This is a genomic window from Ectothiorhodospiraceae bacterium BW-2 (assembly GCA_008375315.1).
Lineage (GTDB): Bacteria > Pseudomonadota > Gammaproteobacteria > Thiohalomonadales > Thiohalomonadaceae > BW-2.
In genome coordinates this window covers 431,781-450,397 of record CP032507.1, presented here as the reverse complement: position 1 = coordinate 450,397, position 18,617 = coordinate 431,781, and the positions used below count along the sequence as shown (strand labels likewise).

The 18,617-nt window shown below is 52.0% G+C and carries 18 protein-coding genes; 4 read left to right on the top strand and 14 right to left on the bottom strand.

Translation table 11 applies throughout. The features are described 5' to 3' along the window. Positions 1-155 precede the first annotated feature (155 nt). A complete protein-coding gene (locus D5085_02050; GenBank protein QEP42027.1) occupies positions 156-2,108 on the top strand; it encodes a glycosyltransferase family 2 protein in 1,953 nt (650 codons plus the stop codon). Between the two features lie 7 nt (positions 2,109-2,115). Further along, entirely contained in the window at positions 2,116-3,960 is a 1,845-nt protein-coding gene (locus D5085_02045) for a glycosyltransferase family 2 protein (GenBank protein ID QEP42026.1), read from the top strand. 49 nt (positions 3,961-4,009) lie between these two features. On the opposite strand, the gene D5085_02040 is transcribed toward D5085_02045, so the two are convergent. The 14 genes from D5085_02040 to dsrA form a co-directional block, all read right to left on the bottom strand. After that, on the bottom strand, positions 4,010-5,383 hold the full coding sequence (locus D5085_02040; GenBank protein ID QEP42025.1) for a cobyrinate a,c-diamide synthase: 1,374 nt from the start codon (positions 5,381-5,383) through the stop codon (positions 4,010-4,012). A gap of 15 nt (positions 5,384-5,398) precedes the next feature. Next, positions 5,399-6,397, bottom strand: a complete 999-nt coding sequence (locus tag D5085_02035; protein ID QEP42024.1) for a glycosyl transferase family protein — start codon at positions 6,395-6,397, stop codon at positions 5,399-5,401. A gap of 105 nt (positions 6,398-6,502) precedes the next feature. Next, positions 6,503-7,705, bottom strand: coding sequence for a molybdopterin oxidoreductase (locus tag D5085_02030; GenBank protein QEP42023.1), 1,203 nt, complete (start codon positions 7,703-7,705; stop codon positions 6,503-6,505). Positions 7,706-7,720: 15 nt separating this feature from the next. After that, positions 7,721-8,482, bottom strand: a complete 762-nt coding sequence (locus tag D5085_02025; GenBank protein QEP42022.1) for a 4Fe-4S dicluster domain-containing protein — start codon at positions 8,480-8,482, stop codon at positions 7,721-7,723. Positions 8,483-8,488: 6 nt separating this feature from the next. After that, positions 8,489-8,950 carry a hypothetical protein gene (locus D5085_02020; protein ID QEP42021.1) on the bottom strand — a complete coding sequence of 154 codons (462 nt, stop codon included), beginning with the start codon at positions 8,948-8,950 and terminating at the stop codon, positions 8,489-8,491. A 26-nt stretch (positions 8,951-8,976) separates the two neighbouring features. Beyond that, the gene (locus D5085_02015) at positions 8,977-10,968 is read right to left on the bottom strand and encodes a 4Fe-4S dicluster domain-containing protein (GenBank protein ID QEP42020.1); all 1,992 of its coding nucleotides are present in this window, start codon (positions 10,966-10,968) and stop codon (positions 8,977-8,979) included. A gap of 70 nt (positions 10,969-11,038) precedes the next feature. After that, on the bottom strand, positions 11,039-12,610 hold the full coding sequence (locus D5085_02010; GenBank protein ID QEP42019.1) for a (Fe-S)-binding protein: 1,572 nt from the start codon (positions 12,608-12,610) through the stop codon (positions 11,039-11,041). Between the two features lie 36 nt (positions 12,611-12,646). Further along, on the bottom strand, positions 12,647-13,366 hold the full coding sequence (locus D5085_02005) for a nitrate reductase (protein QEP42018.1): 720 nt from the start codon (positions 13,364-13,366) through the stop codon (positions 12,647-12,649). Positions 13,367-13,435: 69 nt separating this feature from the next. Beyond that, complete coding sequence (gene tusE, locus D5085_02000) at positions 13,436-13,768, bottom strand: TusE/DsrC/DsvC family sulfur relay protein (GenBank protein QEP42017.1); 333 nt, start codon at positions 13,766-13,768, stop codon at positions 13,436-13,438. Positions 13,769-13,810: 42 nt separating this feature from the next. Beyond that, the gene (gene dsrH, locus D5085_01995) at positions 13,811-14,110 is read right to left on the bottom strand and encodes a sulfurtransferase complex subunit TusB (protein ID QEP42016.1); all 300 of its coding nucleotides are present in this window, start codon (positions 14,108-14,110) and stop codon (positions 13,811-13,813) included. An 11-nt stretch (positions 14,111-14,121) separates the two neighbouring features. Further along, complete coding sequence (tusC, locus tag D5085_01990; GenBank protein QEP42015.1) at positions 14,122-14,529, bottom strand: sulfurtransferase complex subunit TusC; 408 nt, start codon at positions 14,527-14,529, stop codon at positions 14,122-14,124. 16 nt (positions 14,530-14,545) lie between these two features. Next, on the bottom strand, positions 14,546-14,938 hold the full coding sequence (gene tusD, locus D5085_01985) for a sulfurtransferase complex subunit TusD (GenBank protein QEP42014.1): 393 nt from the start codon (positions 14,936-14,938) through the stop codon (positions 14,546-14,548). 33 nt (positions 14,939-14,971) lie between these two features. Beyond that, positions 14,972-16,042, bottom strand: coding sequence for a dissimilatory-type sulfite reductase subunit beta (gene dsrB, locus D5085_01980; protein ID QEP42013.1), 1,071 nt, complete (start codon positions 16,040-16,042; stop codon positions 14,972-14,974). A gap of 84 nt (positions 16,043-16,126) precedes the next feature. Beyond that, positions 16,127-17,368: a dissimilatory-type sulfite reductase subunit alpha gene (gene dsrA / locus D5085_01975; GenBank protein QEP42012.1), complete on the bottom strand. Its 1,242-nt coding sequence runs from the start codon at positions 17,366-17,368 to the stop codon at positions 16,127-16,129. Positions 17,369-17,694: 326 nt separating this feature from the next. Here dsrA and D5085_01970 point away from each other — a divergent pair, with 326 nt between their 5' ends. Further along, positions 17,695-17,871, top strand: coding sequence for a sulfur relay protein DsrC (locus tag D5085_01970; protein QEP42011.1), 177 nt, complete (start codon positions 17,695-17,697; stop codon positions 17,869-17,871). Positions 17,872-17,898: 27 nt separating this feature from the next. Continuing rightward, a complete protein-coding gene (locus D5085_01965) occupies positions 17,899-18,615 on the top strand; it encodes a hypothetical protein (protein ID QEP42010.1) in 717 nt (238 codons plus the stop codon). Positions 18,616-18,617 lie beyond the last annotated feature (2 nt).

Below are 18,617 nucleotides of genomic sequence, written 5' to 3'. Positions count from 1 at the left end.
GTGATTTTGGAGAGTTAGGGGCGAATGGGTGGCTATGGTTATAGACAATAGTATGGAAGTCATTATCTTCTTCTTTTCCAGATGTTATTTGTAAATTAGGTTCTACTCAATTGGTGAAACTATCAGCCCCACTCACCCAGCTCCGCCACGCAGTCATGGCACTACCTGAATCGTTACCGCAGCTGAAAAAAAGGGTTGTTATTAGCCGTATTCGTACTTTAGCGCTAATTCACCGTCCACTACTCACTATCGCTGCGACGCAAGCCGATTTTGTTACCGCATGGCAACGGCTCTGGCCACAATTGGAGTATGCTGATCAGTGCTACTTTGCGGCACTCATTCGCCGCGATAATCTGCCGTACTCTGAGCAGCAACGGGGGGTCGAGGCCACTGCACCTCAATCCGGTTTTACCGCATCAGGCACTGTTTCGACAGACGCTCATTTACAACGCCATACTGAATTAATCGTCAGTGCGTTATGGGGTGGTCTGTCACGCCCGGCAATAGATGGGCTGGAGAGGTTATTAAATAACATCACAGCGCCGCAAGAGTATCGCTTTCGCGCCGGATTAGAGTTAGCGCGTTGGTGCTCGTTTCAGCAGCAGTGGTCGCAGCTATTGGAGTATGGCCAGCGACTCGTAACGCTAGGGCAAACATGGGCAGAGAGTAAAGAGGTGGCGCTACTGTTTGCCTACGGTTATACCGAACTGCAGCAGCGACAGCGGGCACTTAAATGGGTTGAGGGTTATCGGCAACGCCACCCTGATGACAGCGATCTCAGGCTGGTATTGGTGACACTGCAACAGCACGAAGATCTTAAATTACAACAGCTTAATCAGCTACTACAGCGCCATCAACTGGTACCCGTTCAGAAAAAAGATCGGCAGCAGCCACTTGGCCTGCATAATCTGACCGCAACGGCTCACGCTGTTGATAGTCCCTATTGCATTAGTGTGATTATGCCGGTTCATAATGGGGCAGATCGAATTATCACGGCGATTAGTGCTGTTTTACAGCAGAGTTGGCGCAATTTAGAGCTAATCGTGGTCGATGATAACAGTAGCGATGCTACCGTAGCTGTGGTACAACAGCTTGCTGCACACGATTCGCGCCTGAAACTGATACAGCTAAAACAGAACAGCGGCCCTTATGTGGCGCGTAACCGGGCATTGGCATTAGCGAAAGGTGACTTTATTACCACCCACGATAGCGATGACTGGTCCCATCCGCAGAAGCTACAGCGGCAGATGGAGCAGCTACTGCATAACGATCAGCTACAGGCTGTCGGGAGCTATTGGGTGCGGGTTGATTCGCAGCTCAATTTTCGCCATAACTGGCGCCTTAATCCAACGCTAATTCATCAAAGCTATGTGTCATTGATCTATCGCCGCAGTGCCTTGCAACAGCTAGGGGGTTGGGATTCAGTACGGGTTTCGGCTGATAGTGAGCTGCTACGGCGGCTCTGTCATCTGGCGGGGGAGGGGACGGTCGCTTTTATCGAACCGCAGCTACCGCTTGCTTTTGCCCTAGATAGTGACAACTCGTTAACCCGATCACAGATCACTCATGTGCGCACGCTCTGGTTTGGTTTGCGCTATATCTATCGTCAGAATCAAAGCTACTGGCACTGTCAGGCCGACTCGCTCTCTCTTGATCCGAAACTTAATGATCGCCCTTTTAAAGTGCCACGACTGCTGTTAGGGGATCAGGCGAAGTTTAAGCTTGAACTACTGCTGATTGCTGACTATCGTCAACCGTTACCGCCTGATCTACAGCAGGCACTACAATCGCTGCCGCCTGAGACCCCTATTGGCTTATTACACTGGCCTGAATTGTCGCAACCGGAACAGCCGTTTGATTATGATTATTTTTATCTGTTACAACAGCGTTCAGTTGAACCGGTTGTCCATGGCCAGCGTCTGGCTGTTAATAGGGTATGGATTGCCGGTTTAGCGCTGCTGCAGTATCAGGTCGATCACACTCCTGATATGGAGTCAGCTAAGAGCGTGACGATTTGGAGTGGTGGAGTGATGGCTGACATAGCGCAGTGGCAGGCACTTATGGTGACTTGTCAATACTGTTTTAAGCTTGCGCCGCAATTTGCCTAACCTGTCAATGCGACTGTTACAGCTAGCCAATCTCGCTTTTCGCTGTGGGGACTACCCGTTGGCACAAACGCTCTACTGTCGGGCATTACGGCGCTATTCCGTGTTGCAGCCACTACTGCAACTCAACCTACAACTGCTGGCGCGGCGGATGAGATGCTCCCCCGATGGCCTCTGTCAACAGCTACGAAATCGACCCAAACCACTCCCCTTTACCATTCGGACGCCAACGCAACCCTACTGGCACCACTCAATTCCCCAGCCGGTACGCCGTTTAATGGTTAAAGCGCGTAACCCCGGTTATGGTGAACAGGCGGTGGTTGATCTTATCGCACTGACAGGCGCAGAGCGCCAGTTAGCACTCCACGCTCACTGGGCACTGCTACTGCTTCGGCTCGATCAAACCGATACAGCGGTACAGCTACAAGCCCAAAAAGATCTAGATACCCTATTAGCGGCGACAGATCTACCAGACTCTCTACAGCACTATCTGCCGTTATTAACAGCGGAGCTAGCAGCGCAGCGTCAACAGGATACGCCGCAACCGCCACCGAATCGGGATAATTCACTCTATGTTGACTACCTAGCGCAGCAGCTGCACCGCGCAGCGACTGCGACGGCCAAAATCGAGGCGCTTAATGCTATTTTTGCTGAGGCTGGCTTGGCAACGGTGGCTATCGGCGAGGGTAACCATACGCTATTTGATAGTTTGACACCGTTCAATCCGGTAAAGATATCGACCGTTAACGCGACGGTAAAGGTGACAGTTATTATCGCCTGTTACAATGCAGCAGCAACGATTAAAACGGCTCTGCAGTCGTTACAGCAGCAGAGCTGGCGCAATTTAGAGCTAATTGTGGTCGATGATGCCAGCACTGACACGACCTTAGCGCAAATAGAGCCGATAGCCCAAAGCGATAGCCGTATTAAAATCATCGCTAAGCGGCAAAATAGCGGTCCCTATCACAGCCGTAATCTAGCATTGCAGCAGGCGAGCGGGGAGTTAATGACCGTAGCCGATGCGGATGATTGGCACCATCCACAAAAGATTGAGCTACAGGTACAACAGCTACTAGCTAATCCTGACTTTGTGGCTAATATCGCCTCGTGGTTACGGGCCACGCCCGATTTGCAACTTATTCGTCGCGGGCAGCCCTACTATCGACAACTAAATATCTCCTCACTGATGTGTCGTAAACTGGTCTTTAGCCAGCTCGGAGGCTGGGATGAGGTGCGTTTTGGGGCCGATACCGAGTTTTATCACCGTTTGCAGCGCTGTTTTGGAGCCGAGCGGATAGCAGAGCTCGATGCTATTAGTGCCATAGCACGAGTGAGTGATAGCTCGCTTACCGTGAATACTCTCTCTGGCTATAACGGTGTACTCTATGGTGCCCGCAAAGAGTATGCCGCTAGCTATCGGGCTGCCCATCAAACTTTGCTGCTACACCATCTTAACTATCAACAGTTTCCTCGTGTGTTTCCTGTCCCACGGCTGATGCAGCCCGGCTACAACGATGAGCCACTTGAGATCGAACAGCTCTACTGCGGCGATTTTCGTGATAGCGCTAGTGCTGAACGGGCGCTAGCTTTTTTACAAATTCACCCTGAGACAGGACTAGTCTATGTCGAGAGCTATGATGGTGATCCAGAGCAGGATATCGACTCTAAGTTAAGGCAGTGGTTGCTGCTACACCAGCGCTGCTGCCATACCTATGGTGAACAGCTATATTGTGAAAAAATGTATATTGATAACCCTAGGGGCTTTGAGCTGATGTCGGGATATCTTCCTACGGTAACCGCCCAAGAGCGGGTATTCATTCATGGGGAGCCATCATCGCTTTATATTGAGTCATGATAACCCTTACTCTGAGTGAGTCGCTGGGGGGGTAGGGTTGGAATGGAGGCTACTTAACCCGCTGAATAAAATCGATAAAGTAGTCTATCCACGGGAAATTTTGGCTATGTTGTAGGTGGAGATAACTGGCGAGTAGGTTGTGATGGCAGTAACCATCGAGTCGATTACCGATGCCGTGACCTCGTTGGAGTTGATAGGCAGGTTGCCACTTTGGAGTGTTAGAGTGAAACTGAATATCGCTATAATGAAATTCGTGTGCCGCCACCGGCTGCTGGTGGGCTCTGGCCAAAGGCCAGGGGTGGTTCGCTGTCGGGGTAAAACGGGCGTAGCCGCGCCCTACCGGTTTGGAGTGTAGTTGACAGCTAGCGGGGATAACGCCGATCAGGCTATCTCGGCGCTGAGATTGTTGTAGCGATTTAGAGAGGTAGATAAGCCCGCCGCACTCGGCATAGGTGGGTAGGCCTGCCTCAATTTTGGCTGCTATCTGGTGTCGTAGCATCCGATTGGCCGCTAGTTCAGCGGCAAAGTTCTCAGGGAAACCGCCGCCAATCAATAGTGCGTCAATATTGGGTGGCAGTTGGGGATCGCGAATCGGGCTAAAGGGGACTAGTTCAACGCCACAGCGCTGGAAGTAGTCGAGATCGGTGGTGTAGTAGAAATTAAACGCCTCATCGCGGGCAATGGCGATGCGTAGATGGGCTACGCGACTATGGCAGCGGGGGGGCGAGGGGGAGGGGAGCGGATAGTCAGTTAACTGCTCACATAGCAGATCAATATCGATCTGTTCGCTAGCGCTACTGATTAGGCGCTCAATAATGGGACGACTCTGGCTACACTCAGGGCTGGGAATTAATCCTAAATGGCGCTCATCAATATTGAGCGCGGGATCGCGTAGTAGCGCCCCTAGCAATGGTGTATCAAGGTAGTGCTCTACCACCTGCTGTAGCCGTTGGCGATGGCGCTCTCCTGCCACATTGTTAAATATCAGACCACAGAACTTTAGCTCGGGATCAAACTGTTGCAGCCCCTGAATCATTGCAACCCAGCTACGGGTTGCCCCCTTAGCATCAACCACTAATACGACCGGCGTCTGTAGCAGTTTTGCTAGCTCGGCATTACTCTCATGGCCAGCGACATCAAGGCTATCGAAGAGCCCCATATTGCCCTCAACGATGGCAAAATCGGCATCACGGCTATAGTGGTGAAACCGAGCTACTATCTCAGCCTGAGTTAGCGTATGGAAGTCGAGATTAACTCCGGGGCGATTAGAGGCGCTCTGGTGCCACATCGGATCGATATAGTCAGGCCCCTTTTTAAATAGCTGCGTAACACTCCCCCTAGCCGTGAGGGTAGCGGCTAGGGCGATAGTGATAGTGGTCTTGCCGGATGACTTATGCGGTGCGGCAAGGTAGAGAGCTTGCACGGTAGGGGAGGGGGGTTAAAATAGTCGCTCTCTATCTCGCTGCTGCCACCACTGTTGAGCGGTGGCCTCTGCCTCCTCCCGATTCGCAGATCGCTGTAGGGTATAGAGGGCCACTGCGACCGTGCCGATAGTGGCCGCTTCGGCATACTCATCCTCTAACTCACCACGCCATAGCTGTACCATATTGTCAACGATAAGCTCATCGGAGCGGGTGTGGCGTTTGTCAAACATCGCCGGCCACTCCTCTTCGCTCAGGGTGCCGTTATGGACACTCTGAATGAGTAGCGGCTGGTCGGGATTGCGTTCAATCTCTCCTCCCTCCCCTTTAATGACCGCTAGATGGGGGATATTTAGCTTCAGTCCGGCCTCTTGATGGGTGGGTCGGTAGCCGGGGTGGAAGATACCCTGCATGACGGTCTCAGCATCGAGCGGGTTTAATAGTCTGGCGATAGTGTGTACTGGAGAGCGTAGTCCTAGTAGGGGCCGCATCTCTATTATTTGGTGCAGTTTAGGGGATAGGTGCTCTAAATCGATATAGCTAAAGTTGTGCTGCTGTAGCTGGGTTTTGGCCTCATCGAGCGATGTGGCCGGTTCAAGACCGAGCTGTGGCAGGATATTTTTAGTGTAGATGCGGCCGGCGGTATGGCCACTGGCACCATGCATAAAGATCTTCAGCCCATTTTGAGCCATTAAGAGTGTCGCGAGCAGATACCATGGTAGTACCCGCTTTTTACCGGCATAGGAGGACCAGTCGATATCGACAGTCGGCATATCGGTCGGAATAGTAAGCGTCGGTTTAATGGCATTGACGGCAGCGGCGACCTCTTCAGGACTCTCCTCTTTGACTCGCATTAACATTAAAAAGGCACCGAGCTGAACCGGTTCGACCTCTTCGGCCATGATCATACTCATCGCCCGATAAGCCTCATCATAAGTGAGACCTCGGGAGCCATTACGGCCTTTGCCCAAAATACGAATAATCTCTGCAAAGGGGTGTTCTTGCTGCATGGTCATCGTTCCTGATTGGTTGTGGTAACCGCTTAAATAGGGTCAGATAGAGGGAGAAAAAAGCCTACAAACAAAAAACCGGCCAGAAGGCCGGTTAAGGTGTGTGGGAAGTTACTTGTGGTGTGGATCGATGGCGGCATCGGCAAGTGAGACCGGTAGCAAGCGTAGATTACGCACCGCGATGGTGACAATAATCAGCGCTAGCGAGATGCCCAAAAAGCCGAGCAGTGTCTCGTAAGAGCTAGGGCTGTAGTCAGCAACAACGCCATCGTAGAAGCTACTGCTCACCTCATAGCCGGGGAAGAGTTGTAGTGGATAGGCTTGGCCACCAATGACTGTCACATACATTTGGGCGAAACCACCGATAATGACTAGAAAGGAGGCGAAAGCGACACCGCAACGACTCTGAGCGGTTGCCGGATAGAGCAGCAGTGCAAAGGGGATCAGGTAGCCGATGAGAACTTGGCCGAGCCAGAATACGGTGGTATAGATACCGCCATCCCGTAGGATAAAGGCCTCAAAGCCGTGGTGCTCGGTGGCGTAGAGATTAGTGAGATGCTGCACTGCGGTAAAGTAGAAGGCACCGGCAATAAAGATAGCTAGCAGCAGTCGCAGCCGATTAATCATCACTTTGCCAAGCTCCCTTCCCGTCATACGATAGGTGGCGCTAAGGACGATGTAGAAGAAGGCCAGACCGTAGGCAAAGGACATAACCACAAACATTGGTGCCATAATGGCCGCATCATAACCTTGACGAGCGACTAGAAAGCCGAAGATTGAGCCGGTACCAGTGGTCAGAACCAGCCGCCAGACAAAGGCGAGTGTTCCGACGGCGGTGGAGTATTTTTGCATCGGTTTATCGAGCATCACCCACATATAGGCCAGCACAATGGCTAAAAAGCCGTTATAGAGGATGATATTCCAAGAGAAGATCGACTTAAAGTTCATTTGGGTCATGGCAACGGTGAGTCGATCGGGCTTGCCTAAATCGAGCACTAGCACCGCGAGCCCCCCGCTTAACAAGGCGACGGCGAGCAGAGCCGACAACGGAGCTAGCGGTTTATAGAACTTCTTGCCAAACACCGAGGCGATAGAGGCGATATTGAGCGCACCGGAGGCGGCCACTATCAGAAAGATGGCAAAGATATGTGGCATCCCCCAGACAACCTGATTACTCATGCCGGTCACGACATGACCCTCATGCTCCATAATCGCGGTCGCCCAGAGGCCGACGGCGCTAATTGCACCTAAAATAGCCAACAGCAGATAGAAGCCGAGGCCGGAGTCCACTTGTGAAAAACGAAGCTGTTTCATGGTAAAACCTTAACTTTAGATCCCTATGTAACGAACGCCCGGATTGAGACCTAGATCGGCACGAATCTGGGTGGTCATCTGTGACTTGAGCCGCTGACTGATTTTACTCTCGGGATCGTTCAGGTCGCCTACGAGAATCGCATTGTGTTCACAGGCGCTCGAACAGGCGGTCTCGTTCTCACCTGCATCAAGTTTGTGCACACAGAGCGTACACGACTCAACGCACCCTTTGCCGCGGGGCATATAGGGTTTTTGGTCGCTAATCGACTCGTGAATAAATGAGCGAGCCTTATAGGGGCAGGCCATCATACAGTAGCGACAGCCGATACAGGCGTGGCGATCAACTAGGACGACGCCATCGGCGCGAATCATGGAGGCTTTGGTCGGGCAGACATCGACACAGGGCGGATTGTCGCAGTGTTGACACATAATCGGTAGGGAGTGGGTCGCTTGGGTGGTCAAATCTTTCAGTTTGACTTTGCGAATCCACTGCGCCTGCTGATCGGGACGCGACCGCTTCTCGCTATTCTCCTCTCCCCCCCAACCGTGCTCACTCTGGCAGGCAGTCACGCAGTCACTGCAACCATCGGCACACTGGGTGGTATCGATTAACATTCCCCAACGAACTTTGTTCGAGGCCGGCTCTTCAGGGGCACGCGCCTGTGACTGGGCTCCGTAGAGAAACACTCCGCCGCCGAGTGAGGCGGCAGCGGCGGCTTTGCCACTGCCGAGCAGAAAATGACGGCGTGATGATGAGATCGGTTGATTGGAATTCATAATAGATCAATTACCGTTTGAACTGACAGCTTGCTCAGGTGAGTGGGATAGTGCTCGGTGGGCAATCGTCGAGTTGCCCATCTTGGGACTGAGAGTGGTCGTCGCATCCGCTTCTGGATGGGTCGCATGGCACTCAAAACAGTCGATCTTGACACTAGTGTATTGATGGCAATTCATGCAGAAGTGGTCGCCAGTTGCCTGTTGTGGAGCCGTTTTGGCAGGAACATGGCAGTTGATGCACTCTTTAAGACTATATTTTTGGGTACGAATCCCCTCACGCATAGTCTTATCTCGTTGGTGCATCAAGTAGTCCATGTGGTTACGACGGATCTGATCGGTCGGTTCCACACACTGCTTGCCTTTGACCGGGGCCGGAATGGATAGCCCCGATTCAGCGTAAACGCCGGCTGGCAGTGCGACTGCCAGCACAACGGTAGCCGATTTGAGAAGCTGATTGACTCGCTTCATTCGCATCAGAATCTCCAAAGTGGTTATTACTCACCCATACCCATATCGATATAGCCGGTAGGGCAGACATCGGCGCAGATGTGGCAACCGATACAGCGGTTATAGTCGGTATAGACATAACGACCGGTCGTCGAATCCTTTTTGGGCGTCTTCTTAACCGCATCCTGCGGGCAGAAGATGACACAGTTATCGCACTCAAAGCACATACCGCAGCTCATGCAGCGTTTGGCCTCTTTAATGACATCCTCTTCGCTCAGAGGTTGCAGCCGCTCTTGGAAGTTACCGATGACATCTTCGGCATAGACCTTAATGTGCTCACGCTTGTAGCGGGGAGTCTCTTCAAAATGGCCTAAAAAGAGCATATCGGAGGAGATAATCTCTTGGCTAGAGCGATCTTCGTAGTTGTGAATGGCATACTTCTCCTCCGAAGTTCCCCGTTTACCGAGATCGATCTCTTTAGCGTACCCCTCTTCGGCCTTGACGCTCTCTGCATCGAGTGATTGGTATGCTTCAGGAGTGTGGCCGGTTTCACGCAGCTTTGCTAATAGATTGAAGTGGTGAACATCGACCTTAGGCCGAGGTCTCAGCTCTTTGCTATTGAGGTAGAAGTTAATGCTCTCGACCGCAATACTCGCCTGACCAATCGCCGTGGTGAGCAGGTGGGGGCGAACGATATCACCGCAGGCAAAATAGCCGGCTTTGCCCTTGATTTGGAAATTTTTGTCGGCATCGACGAGGTGGCGCTCATTGGCGACCCCCTCCATTCCGCTCATGTCACCGGTTTGACCGATAGCGGCGACAATCAGTTCACACTCAATCTCATACTCAGAGCCCTCAATCGGAGTCTTGCCATCGGCTTCGAGTTGACAGACCCGCAGCGCCTTGGCGCGACCATCGGCACCTTTAATGACCTCTACCGGATTGAGTTGGCCGATAATCTCGACCCCTTCACGGGTCGCGTCTTCGAGCTCATGCTCGGCAGCCGGCATATTCTCTAGCGAGGAGCGGGAGATAAGCATGACATCAGCACCTTGACGAGCCGCCGTTTCGGCAACATCGTGTGCGGTTTGGTTAATGACGACATGCTCTGGACGATCTTTTTCGTTCTCAACGGTAATATTGCCGAGGCGACGGGCTACCGAGGCGACATCGATAGAGGTATCACCACCACCGACAACAACGACTTTGCCACTGACATGCTTTAGGCGGCCCTCATTGAAGGCAGCTAGAAAGGCGATACCGGAGATGCAGTTAACCGCATCGGCCCCCGGAATAGGGAGTGCGCGGCCCGACCAAGCCCCGTTCGCGAATAAAATGGCATCAAAATCGTTCTCAATCTGCGCCAGAGTGATATCCCGTCCGACTTTAGTCGATGTCTTAACTTCGACCCCCATATCGATAATACGGTTAATTTCACCATCGAGTACATCTCTTGGCGTACGGTAGCCGGGGATGCCGTAGCGCATCATGCCGCCGAGCTCCTGCTGCATCTCGATAATTGTCGCCCCGTGACCTAAACGGCGTAGCTGATAGGCTGCGGCAAGACCGGCGGGGCCACCGCCGATAATCGCCACCTTTTTGCCTGTTTCGGCACCGGCTTCAAATTTATAGCCGTTACTGAGTGCCTGATCGCCGATGTACTGCTCGACCGAGTTAATGCCGACATGATCTTCGACCATGTTACGGTTACAGCCATCTTCACAAGGGGCGGGGCAGACTCGACCCATCACCGAGGGGAAGGGGTTCGCATCGGTAGCGCGACGGAAAGCGTACTCCTGCATGGTCATGTCGCCGACAGGCTTTTCGATACCGCGAACAATATCGAGCCAGCCACGAATGTCGTGACCGGAGGGGCAGCTACCTTGGCAAGGGGGGGTGCGATGCACATAGGTAGGGCACTTATGTGACCAGCTAGCTTGGAAAATCTCGTCACTCCAAGAGCCTCTATGTTCATGGTCGCCATCTTGATAGCGGCGGAAGGTAAAATCTTTCTGCATTGCGTCGCTGGAAGTAGCCATCAGTGTTAATCTCCTATGCTATAAAATTTTGTTAGGTAAATTTGGGTTAAAACGGATAGATTCGGTTAAATTAGCTATCATCATCATCACCATTGCCATCGAGCTCCTGCTCTTGGAGGGAGCCTTTCATCACTAGCGCCTCGCCAACTAATTGGTGAGTGCTGAGGATCATGTCCATGGGGAAGTTGTAGTAGGGTAGGATTTTGGCGAATTGAGCTTTACAGATGGCGCAGATGGCCGCCATGTGGGTAACGCCATCAGATTTGACAACATCATTGAGAGCCTCCATTCGCGGTAGGGCTCCTTTGACCCGAATCTCCATCAGATCATCGGTGAGTAGCCCCCCCCCACCGCCACAGCAGTAGGTTGCCTCTTTAATCGTTGAGATATCCATATCGACAAAGTTGTTACACGAGGCCTTGATCAGCGCCCGAGGAATATCGAACTGCCCACCGGCGTAGTTGCCCATGCGACTCCCTCTAGCCACATTGCAGGAGTCGTGGAAGGTCACTGTGCGGTGATCGTTCTCCGCTTTATTAAAGCGCAGTTTGTTCTCTTTAATGAGATCGTAGGTGAACTCACAAATATGTTGCGGAATCGGATAGCTGTGGTCGAGCTGTTTTTGTAGCTCGCGTGCATAGACATCATCCCCTCCCGAACCAATGCCGGCGACCGTATTCCAGAAGCTGTAGGCGACGCGCCAAGCGTGGCCGCATTCGCCGACAACAATGCGTTTTACGCCTAAATCGAGTGCCGCTTTGCGTATCCGTTCGGCCACCTTTTTTAGGTTAGAGTAGCTGCCGATAAACATCGAGAAGTTGGCCGCTTCAGAGGCGTAGCTGCTTAGCGTCCAGTTGACTCCTGCCTCATGGAAGACCTTAGCGTAGCCCATTAAGCCATCGATGTGGGGTTCGGCAAAGAAGTCGGCGGAGGGGGTGATGAGCAGAATATCGGCCCCTTTCACATCAATCGGAATCTTAACCGGCAGGCCAGTATCCTCTTCGATCTCCTCTTCAAACTCCTCTAGTGTCGCCTCTAGCGCAGGGCCGGGAAGGCCGAGGTTATTGCCGATTGTCTGTACTTTACCGAGAATCTCATTACAGTATTTCTGGCCATGGCCGACGCTATCCATAATTTCCCGTGCCGCCATCGAAATTTCGGCTGTATCGATACCGTAGGGGCAGAAGACCGAGCAGCGGCGACACTGGGAACACTGGTGGAAGTAGCTATGCCACTCATCGAGTACCTCGCGGGTCATATCGCGGGCACCGACTAGCTTAGGGAAATATTTTCCGGCGATAGTGTAGTAGCGGCGATAGACGCTTCGTAGCAGATCCTGTCTTGCGACCGGCATGTTCTTAGGGTCACTAGTGCCTTGAAAGTAGTGGCACTTATCGGTACACGCACCACACTTAACGCACGAGTCGAGATAGACCTGTAGGGAGCGATATTTAGAGAGCAGCTCGCCCATCTTCTCAATAGCTTTCTGCTCCCAGTTATCGACTAGCTCACCGGGAAAGCCGATATTTTTTTGGTGATCCGGCTTAGCGACAAATGGGCTTAGATGCTTGGTTGCATCGGCTTGCAGCCTATTTGGAACGCTTGGAAATTGACGAAATTCAGGTGTTTGAAAATCGGCCACACGACTCTCCTGTCACTTTAAAGTTGGAGTTACGGTTTATTTGTCTAGCTCAGCTGCCCACGATGCCAAGTGGCGTTTTTCGCGCGGGTTATCGACCTGATTACGGGTCGGGCTGAAGAGTATTCCCGGAGCGTGCAGCAGCTTGCTAATCGGGAAGATAATCATCAAAACAGCCACCAAAGTCAGATGGATGAGTAGCGGACCATCCATAGGGAGGTCTCGAATCTCAAAGCGCATCAGACCGAGCATATACTGTTTAACCATGACGATATCGGTATGGCTGACAAACTTCATCATCATGCCGCTGACGCCAATCATCACTAGTAGAAACAGCATGAGATGATCTGAAGGGTTAGAGATATAGCGAATACGGGGCACTAATACCCGTCGCAGCCAGAGTCCGAGCAGTCCTGCGACCATAGCGAAAGAGGCATAGATACCAAAAGGCTGAATAAACTCTACCCACCCCCAAGTTGGATCGGTAAAGTAGCGTAGGTGACGCATAAGAACCAGCGCCAGCCCGACATGAAACAGGTAGCCGAACAACCAGATCCATTTGTTCGATTTAAATAGGCTTTCAAAGAAGAGCACCTCCCGTGCCATACGCCACAGCACACCCGACTGGGTCGTTGGAGCCGGAGTCGTGGGAATCTTTAACGGTGCCGGAGTCTTAAAATAGAGGCCGATTCGATAAGCCAACCCGGCAATAAACAGCGCAGTCGCTGCATAGAACAGAAGTGCAAATAGCACTGACATTAATTGACCCTCCGTTAAACGGCAGTGGGGGAGGGCGGTCAGCCGCCCTCAATCCCGATGCGAATGGATTTAGATACAGCCAGTCGGCTTTGGCAGGCCGGCAATTTTACACGCCTGCTTCGCAGGGCCGTAAGGGAACAGCTCATAGAGATACTTACTGTTACCCTTCTCTTTACCCAATTTCTTACCAATCGCTTTGGTTAGTACCCGAACCGCAGGGGCGATCTGGTACTCATCATAGTACTCACGCAGAAAGTCGATGACTTCCCAGTGGCTATCGGTCATCTCGACATTTTCAGACTTAGCTAGCTCAACCGCCGCATCTTTAGTCCAGTCGTTTAGATCAACCAGATAACCCTCTTCATCAGTTTCAAGCTCAGTACCATTAATGACGATACCCATAGTGCTTCTCTCCTTACAGTTTAAATAACAACAGAAAATTAATTATAACCAGCTATTAACTTTATCTTGATTAACAGCGAGTTCGACAAACCCAGCATAATCGGTCAGCTGAATACCTTCAAGAACCTTATCGGCTATGCCTCGGGCCTGTAGATCACCCTCTAGTGCGTAGATGGTGAGGCGAGAGAGCGCCTGCTTCATCTTCTCGGCAACCGCGCTATTAGCTAGTGCCGCATAGACACCATCTTCATAGAGCAGTACCGCGCCGCCATCTTCAGCACAGCTAAGACAACCCTCAAGGGCATTAGTCTGAAAAGGGGATTTATTGACAATATGTAGCATGTGTCCTTCTCCTAGAAGCTCAGAATGACATCAGCGCCAGTCATCAGATGGGTGACTTCGGCTCGATCAACCAGAACAATAGAGTCCTTTTTAGCGTAGTCGTCATCCTCATCTTCCCAAGTCAGATGGAGTAGATCGTCTAGCGTTAGCCCCCGCTCTGCGAGTGACTGCTTATCGACATAGATATTTCTCACATCGTAATCACCGAGCGCTGAATAGGTGGGCGAGAAGTTTTTCATCTCAATCCCATCGGTCTTCTGTCCCTTAGTGATTTGAAATACGCCATCATCCATAAATAGCAGGCTAACATCCTGTTCGAATGCAGCACCGATAAGCACAACCTCTAACGACTCTAGTGCATAGACCGTACCGTAGGGAGCCCTGCGATTGACATACAGAAATTTTTTGGTGTCGCTCATTGTTTAACTCCTCTACCTAGTCACCAAACACAACCAAGCGATCGGACTGAATGCCCCCTTCAATCAGCTGACCGAGTCCGGATATCCGGAAACCGGCAGCGAGATTGTGGCCATCCTTGCCGTTGCGTCTAGCCTCATCTTCGTCAGCGATGCCGCGGCGTTGGGCCGCAGCAACACAGACGACCAAGTCGAGGTTATGGGCAGCAGCCAGCTCACTCCAGCGGTTGATGACATTGCGATCATCTTGCGGTGGAGTGGTGAGCCGAGTCGCATTGTTGACCCCATCGTGATAGAAGAATACCCGAAATATCTCATGACCCGCCGCCAGTGCCGCTTTGGTGAACTGGTAGGCGCTATCAGAGGCTTGGTGGGTATAGGGCCCTTCGTTGACCTGAATCGTAAATTTCATTAGTCAGGATACCTTACTCTTTTCAAGTGACACTTAGAAACGAATATGAGCCGACGCGTTAAGGTTAACGCGACCACCACGCCAGTTATCGATGTGATACTTGGTAAATGGCAGACCGGTCTTCTCGAAGAAGCGGGGCCAACCGATACGATCGATCCACTCGTTCATCCGCTCCCAATCCTTCGCATCGGCTTTGTAAGCGGCGAGAATCTTCTTGACCACTTCTGAGACTTCAGGCCAGCGAGGCGGATTGTTGGGGATACCCGCTGCGACTAGTTTATGGAAGGTCGGCTTAGAGCGGGCGTTGGAGTTTTTACCGCCAACCCAGATGGCAAATTTGGAGTGCTCCGGATCGTTAATCTGCATCGGCGGGCAGGGGGGGAAGCAGGCACCACAGCAGATACACTTCTTCTCATCGACCTCAAGTGAAGGCTTGCCGTTTACCATCGCCGGACGAATCGCGGCAACCGGACAGCGTGCAACAACCGAAGGGCGCTCACAGACATTGGCAACTAGATTGTGGTTAATCTTAGGTGGCTTGGTGTGTTGGATATTGATCGCGATATCTCCTTGACCGCCACAGTTAATCTGGCAGCAGGAGGTGGTGATACGGACGCGGTTAGGCATCTCTTCGTGGGTAAACTCATGATAGAGCTCATCCATTAGCGCTTTGACCGCACCTGAGGCATCGGTACCGGGAATATCGCAGTGGAGCCAGCCTTGAGTGTGCGAGATCATGGAGACCGAGTTACCGGTACCGCCGATAGGGAAGCCCTCGGCGTTCAGTTTCTCAATCAGGGGTTTAACTTTGCTCTCATCGGTCACCATAAACTCAATGTTAGAGCGAATAGTAAAACGGACATACCCTTCAGCAAACTCATCGGCAATATCCATCAGTTTGCGAATGGTGTAAACATCCATTTGGCGTTGGGTTCCTGCGCGGACAGTCCAGACCTCATCGCCTCCCTTCGCTACATGGTGTAGCACGCCAGGACGGGGACGATCGTGCCATGCCCACTGCCCGTAGTTCTTCTTCAGGGTAGGGTGCAGGTACGGCTCCATCTCTGGTACGCCACTCTCAATCGGCATGCGTGGTTCTGACATATAAATCCTCCAGAATTCGGGAAAATCGCGGGGTCATCTTAGTCAGACCCCGCTAAGGGTAAAGTTTAAGTTGAAGTAGGGTCGTTAGCCGGCTTTACGCTCAAACCACTTTTCGGCCTCTTCATCCCAACCATCGGTACGAACATAGGGGTTCATTCGTGGGTTGGTGATCATGTTGGGGTCGATCTCAAGGCCGATCCCTTCGAGGAAGTTCACCAGACCGATGCGCTCAATCATCTCTCCGGTACGCTCATGCTCTAGTGCATTTTCGGCGAAGAAGTCGATAATCTCACCCGCTAGCTCTTCGAGATACTCGAAATCTTCGTCAGTTTCGAGCTTGTGGAACGGAATAATGACCGTGCCCATGAGGTCGCCAATCTTCAGAGTCCGCTTACCACCGACTAAGACGGTGACGCCTTTATCATCGCCAGGTGAGAGCGCTTTGGTCATGACATTAATGCAGTGCATGCAGCGGACACAGTTCTGATTATCAACCGTTAAGGTGTCATCATCATTGAGTGACAGCGCCTGAGTTGGGCAGCGGGTGATGACATTATCGATCACATATTTGCGGCCAACTTTGTCAACATAGGCTTTGACTTCGGCCTGATCGACCTTCATGTCGTCACGCCAAGTGCCGATGGTGGCCATATCGGCCCGCTGGACTGAGTTCATGCAGTCGTTCGGGCAGCCAGAGACTTTGAACTTGAACTTATAGGGTAGCGCGGGACGGTGCATATCATCTAAGAAGGCGTTGACATACATCCGCAGGGTACGCCCTTCGTCAAAGCAGGAGTTTTCGCAGCGAGCGGCACCGACGCAGCTCATGCCGGTACGAACAGCCGGGCCGGCACCGCCGAGGTCGAAGCCCATCTCGTTGAGCTCATCAAACGCCTTTTGGACATTGTCGGTGCTGCACCCTTGGAACATAATATCGCCCGACTGGCCGTGGAAGGCGATGAGGCCGGAGCCATATTTTTCCCAAATATCGCAGAATTTGCGGATAGTGTTGGTATCGTAGTGCATCCCGGGAGGGGGCATGACCCGCAAGGTGTGGAACTCGGCCGCTGCTGGAAAGAGCGGCTTTTCGTTCTCATCTTTCAGTTCGGTGAAGCGGGGGATAATCCCGCCGCCGTAGCCGATAACACCGACGGTGCCGCCCTTCCAGTAGCCCTTACGGGTACGGTAGGAGGTTTCGAGCTGACCGAGGAGGTCAACCATCATGTCGTTATCTTTAGCAAGACGCTTTAGACCGGTCACAAAGCTAGGCCAAGGGCCGCTCTCCAGTTCGTCCAGCATCGGGGTTTCGTACATCGGTTTTGCCATAACAGCTCCTGAAGTAGATAAGTTTTGAGTCATCGAATTTCGCTATTGAGCCGGCTAAGTGTTAGCCAAACCAACAACCAGCTCAAGTTGCGGCGAATTCTAGTCGCATATCGCTCAATTAACACTCTTTCTCATGGGGGGCTATCGGGGGGGGATTTATATCCCTATTGGGATATTCCAAATTGATATTTAATAATATAAGTGGATACTGAATGACCGCTTCCATACTTAGGAGACCACGGCGATGGCGTAGAGTCGAGGCTTGTTTTTGCTTTTGGCAGCTCCCACTATGGCTCTAACCTGAACCGATACGGAATTTGTCAACCATGCTAAACCTTAGTGAAGTGCTGATACAGAACCCGCAGTTAGAGAGTTTTGAACAGTTAGAAGAGCTGATTGAGACGCTCTCTAAAGAGGAGATGTTCTTCCGCATTGATGTTAAACCCCAGTTTGGCGATACCCCAGGAAACTGGGAGGATCGTCTCGAAGCTAAATTTACCTAACTTTTTGATTATTATCTACTATCTGCTATGTCAAGACACTACCTCTCCGCCTCAGTTGTGGCTGGTGAAGCCGAATCGAGTGAAGATACCGTCCGCTCTAGCGAGCTGTTAGAAGCGAAATTAGCCTCTTTAGCCCAAGCGCTGTCGCAGCTCAATTCGACGACCGACGCGGCCTACTGTAAAAACCGCATGGAGGCGGGCTATGTGCTGCTCGATCTAGAGCGCAAAGCTGAGGCGTGGCAGCTCGCGCATGAGGTACTGCCGGTAGCGATTAGCTCTGAAAGTTGGCTCCATGCGGTCGAGGCGTGTGACATTATCTATCAAGCCGAGCAGAACGACTCGGTGGTCGCGATAGGCCACGGTATCTGGCTTGGGGTCACCTTCCCTATCGATACCGAGTTGACGATTGCAATGCTGGAACATCTGATTAACGACTCCCCTGATCGCTCCGATGGGGCGGCTGTCGCCGCTGCGGTAGCTAACTATATTGTCGATCTTCGTGTCGAAGATGAGCAGGTTCGTAACCACCTAAAATTTTATACCATGCAGCTCTTAGGTGATGTGGCCCGTCGCCATAGTCAGGTAGAGGAGCAGGAGATTTTCGACTTTTGGGTCGAGCGACTGGAGCTCAACGATCCGGCCAAATGTATCCCTCGGCTCGGTCAGGTGGTCGAAGCACTGGTGGAAGAGCAGTGGTGGTTCGATCGTGAGGCGATTCGGGCTAAAATTCCGGAGTCGCCTTAGTT

Excerpts from the sequence above, each read along its gene's own strand:
- D5085_02050 (QEP42027.1), top strand. The coding sequence starts at position 156 with ATGGCACTACCTGAATCGTTACCGCAGCTGAAAAAAAGGGTTGTTATT.
- D5085_02045 (QEP42026.1), top strand. The coding sequence starts at position 2,116 with ATGCGACTGTTACAGCTAGCCAATCTCGCTTTTCGCTGTGGGGACTAC.
- D5085_02035 (QEP42024.1), bottom strand. The coding sequence starts at position 6,397 with ATGACCATGCAGCAAGAACACCCCTTTGCAGAGATTATTCGTATTTTG.
- D5085_02030 (QEP42023.1), bottom strand. The coding sequence starts at position 7,705 with ATGAAACAGCTTCGTTTTTCACAAGTGGACTCCGGCCTCGGCTTCTAT.
- D5085_02025 (QEP42022.1), bottom strand. The coding sequence starts at position 8,482 with ATGAATTCCAATCAACCGATCTCATCATCACGCCGTCATTTTCTGCTC.
- D5085_02020 (QEP42021.1), bottom strand. The coding sequence starts at position 8,950 with ATGAAGCGAGTCAATCAGCTTCTCAAATCGGCTACCGTTGTGCTGGCA.
- D5085_02015 (QEP42020.1), bottom strand. The coding sequence starts at position 10,968 with ATGGCTACTTCCAGCGACGCAATGCAGAAAGATTTTACCTTCCGCCGC.
- D5085_02005 (QEP42018.1), bottom strand. The coding sequence starts at position 13,366 with ATGTCAGTGCTATTTGCACTTCTGTTCTATGCAGCGACTGCGCTGTTT.
- tusE (QEP42017.1), bottom strand. The coding sequence starts at position 13,768 with ATGGGTATCGTCATTAATGGTACTGAGCTTGAAACTGATGAAGAGGGT.
- dsrH (QEP42016.1), bottom strand. The coding sequence starts at position 14,110 with ATGCTACATATTGTCAATAAATCCCCTTTTCAGACTAATGCCCTTGAG.
- tusC (QEP42015.1), bottom strand. The coding sequence starts at position 14,529 with ATGAGCGACACCAAAAAATTTCTGTATGTCAATCGCAGGGCTCCCTAC.
- tusD (QEP42014.1), bottom strand. The coding sequence starts at position 14,938 with ATGAAATTTACGATTCAGGTCAACGAAGGGCCCTATACCCACCAAGCC.
- dsrB (QEP42013.1), bottom strand. The coding sequence starts at position 16,042 with ATGTCAGAACCACGCATGCCGATTGAGAGTGGCGTACCAGAGATGGAG.
- dsrA (QEP42012.1), bottom strand. The coding sequence starts at position 17,368 with ATGGCAAAACCGATGTACGAAACCCCGATGCTGGACGAACTGGAGAGC.
- D5085_01970 (QEP42011.1), top strand. The coding sequence starts at position 17,695 with ATGCTAAACCTTAGTGAAGTGCTGATACAGAACCCGCAGTTAGAGAGT.
- D5085_01965 (QEP42010.1), top strand. The coding sequence starts at position 17,899 with ATGTCAAGACACTACCTCTCCGCCTCAGTTGTGGCTGGTGAAGCCGAA.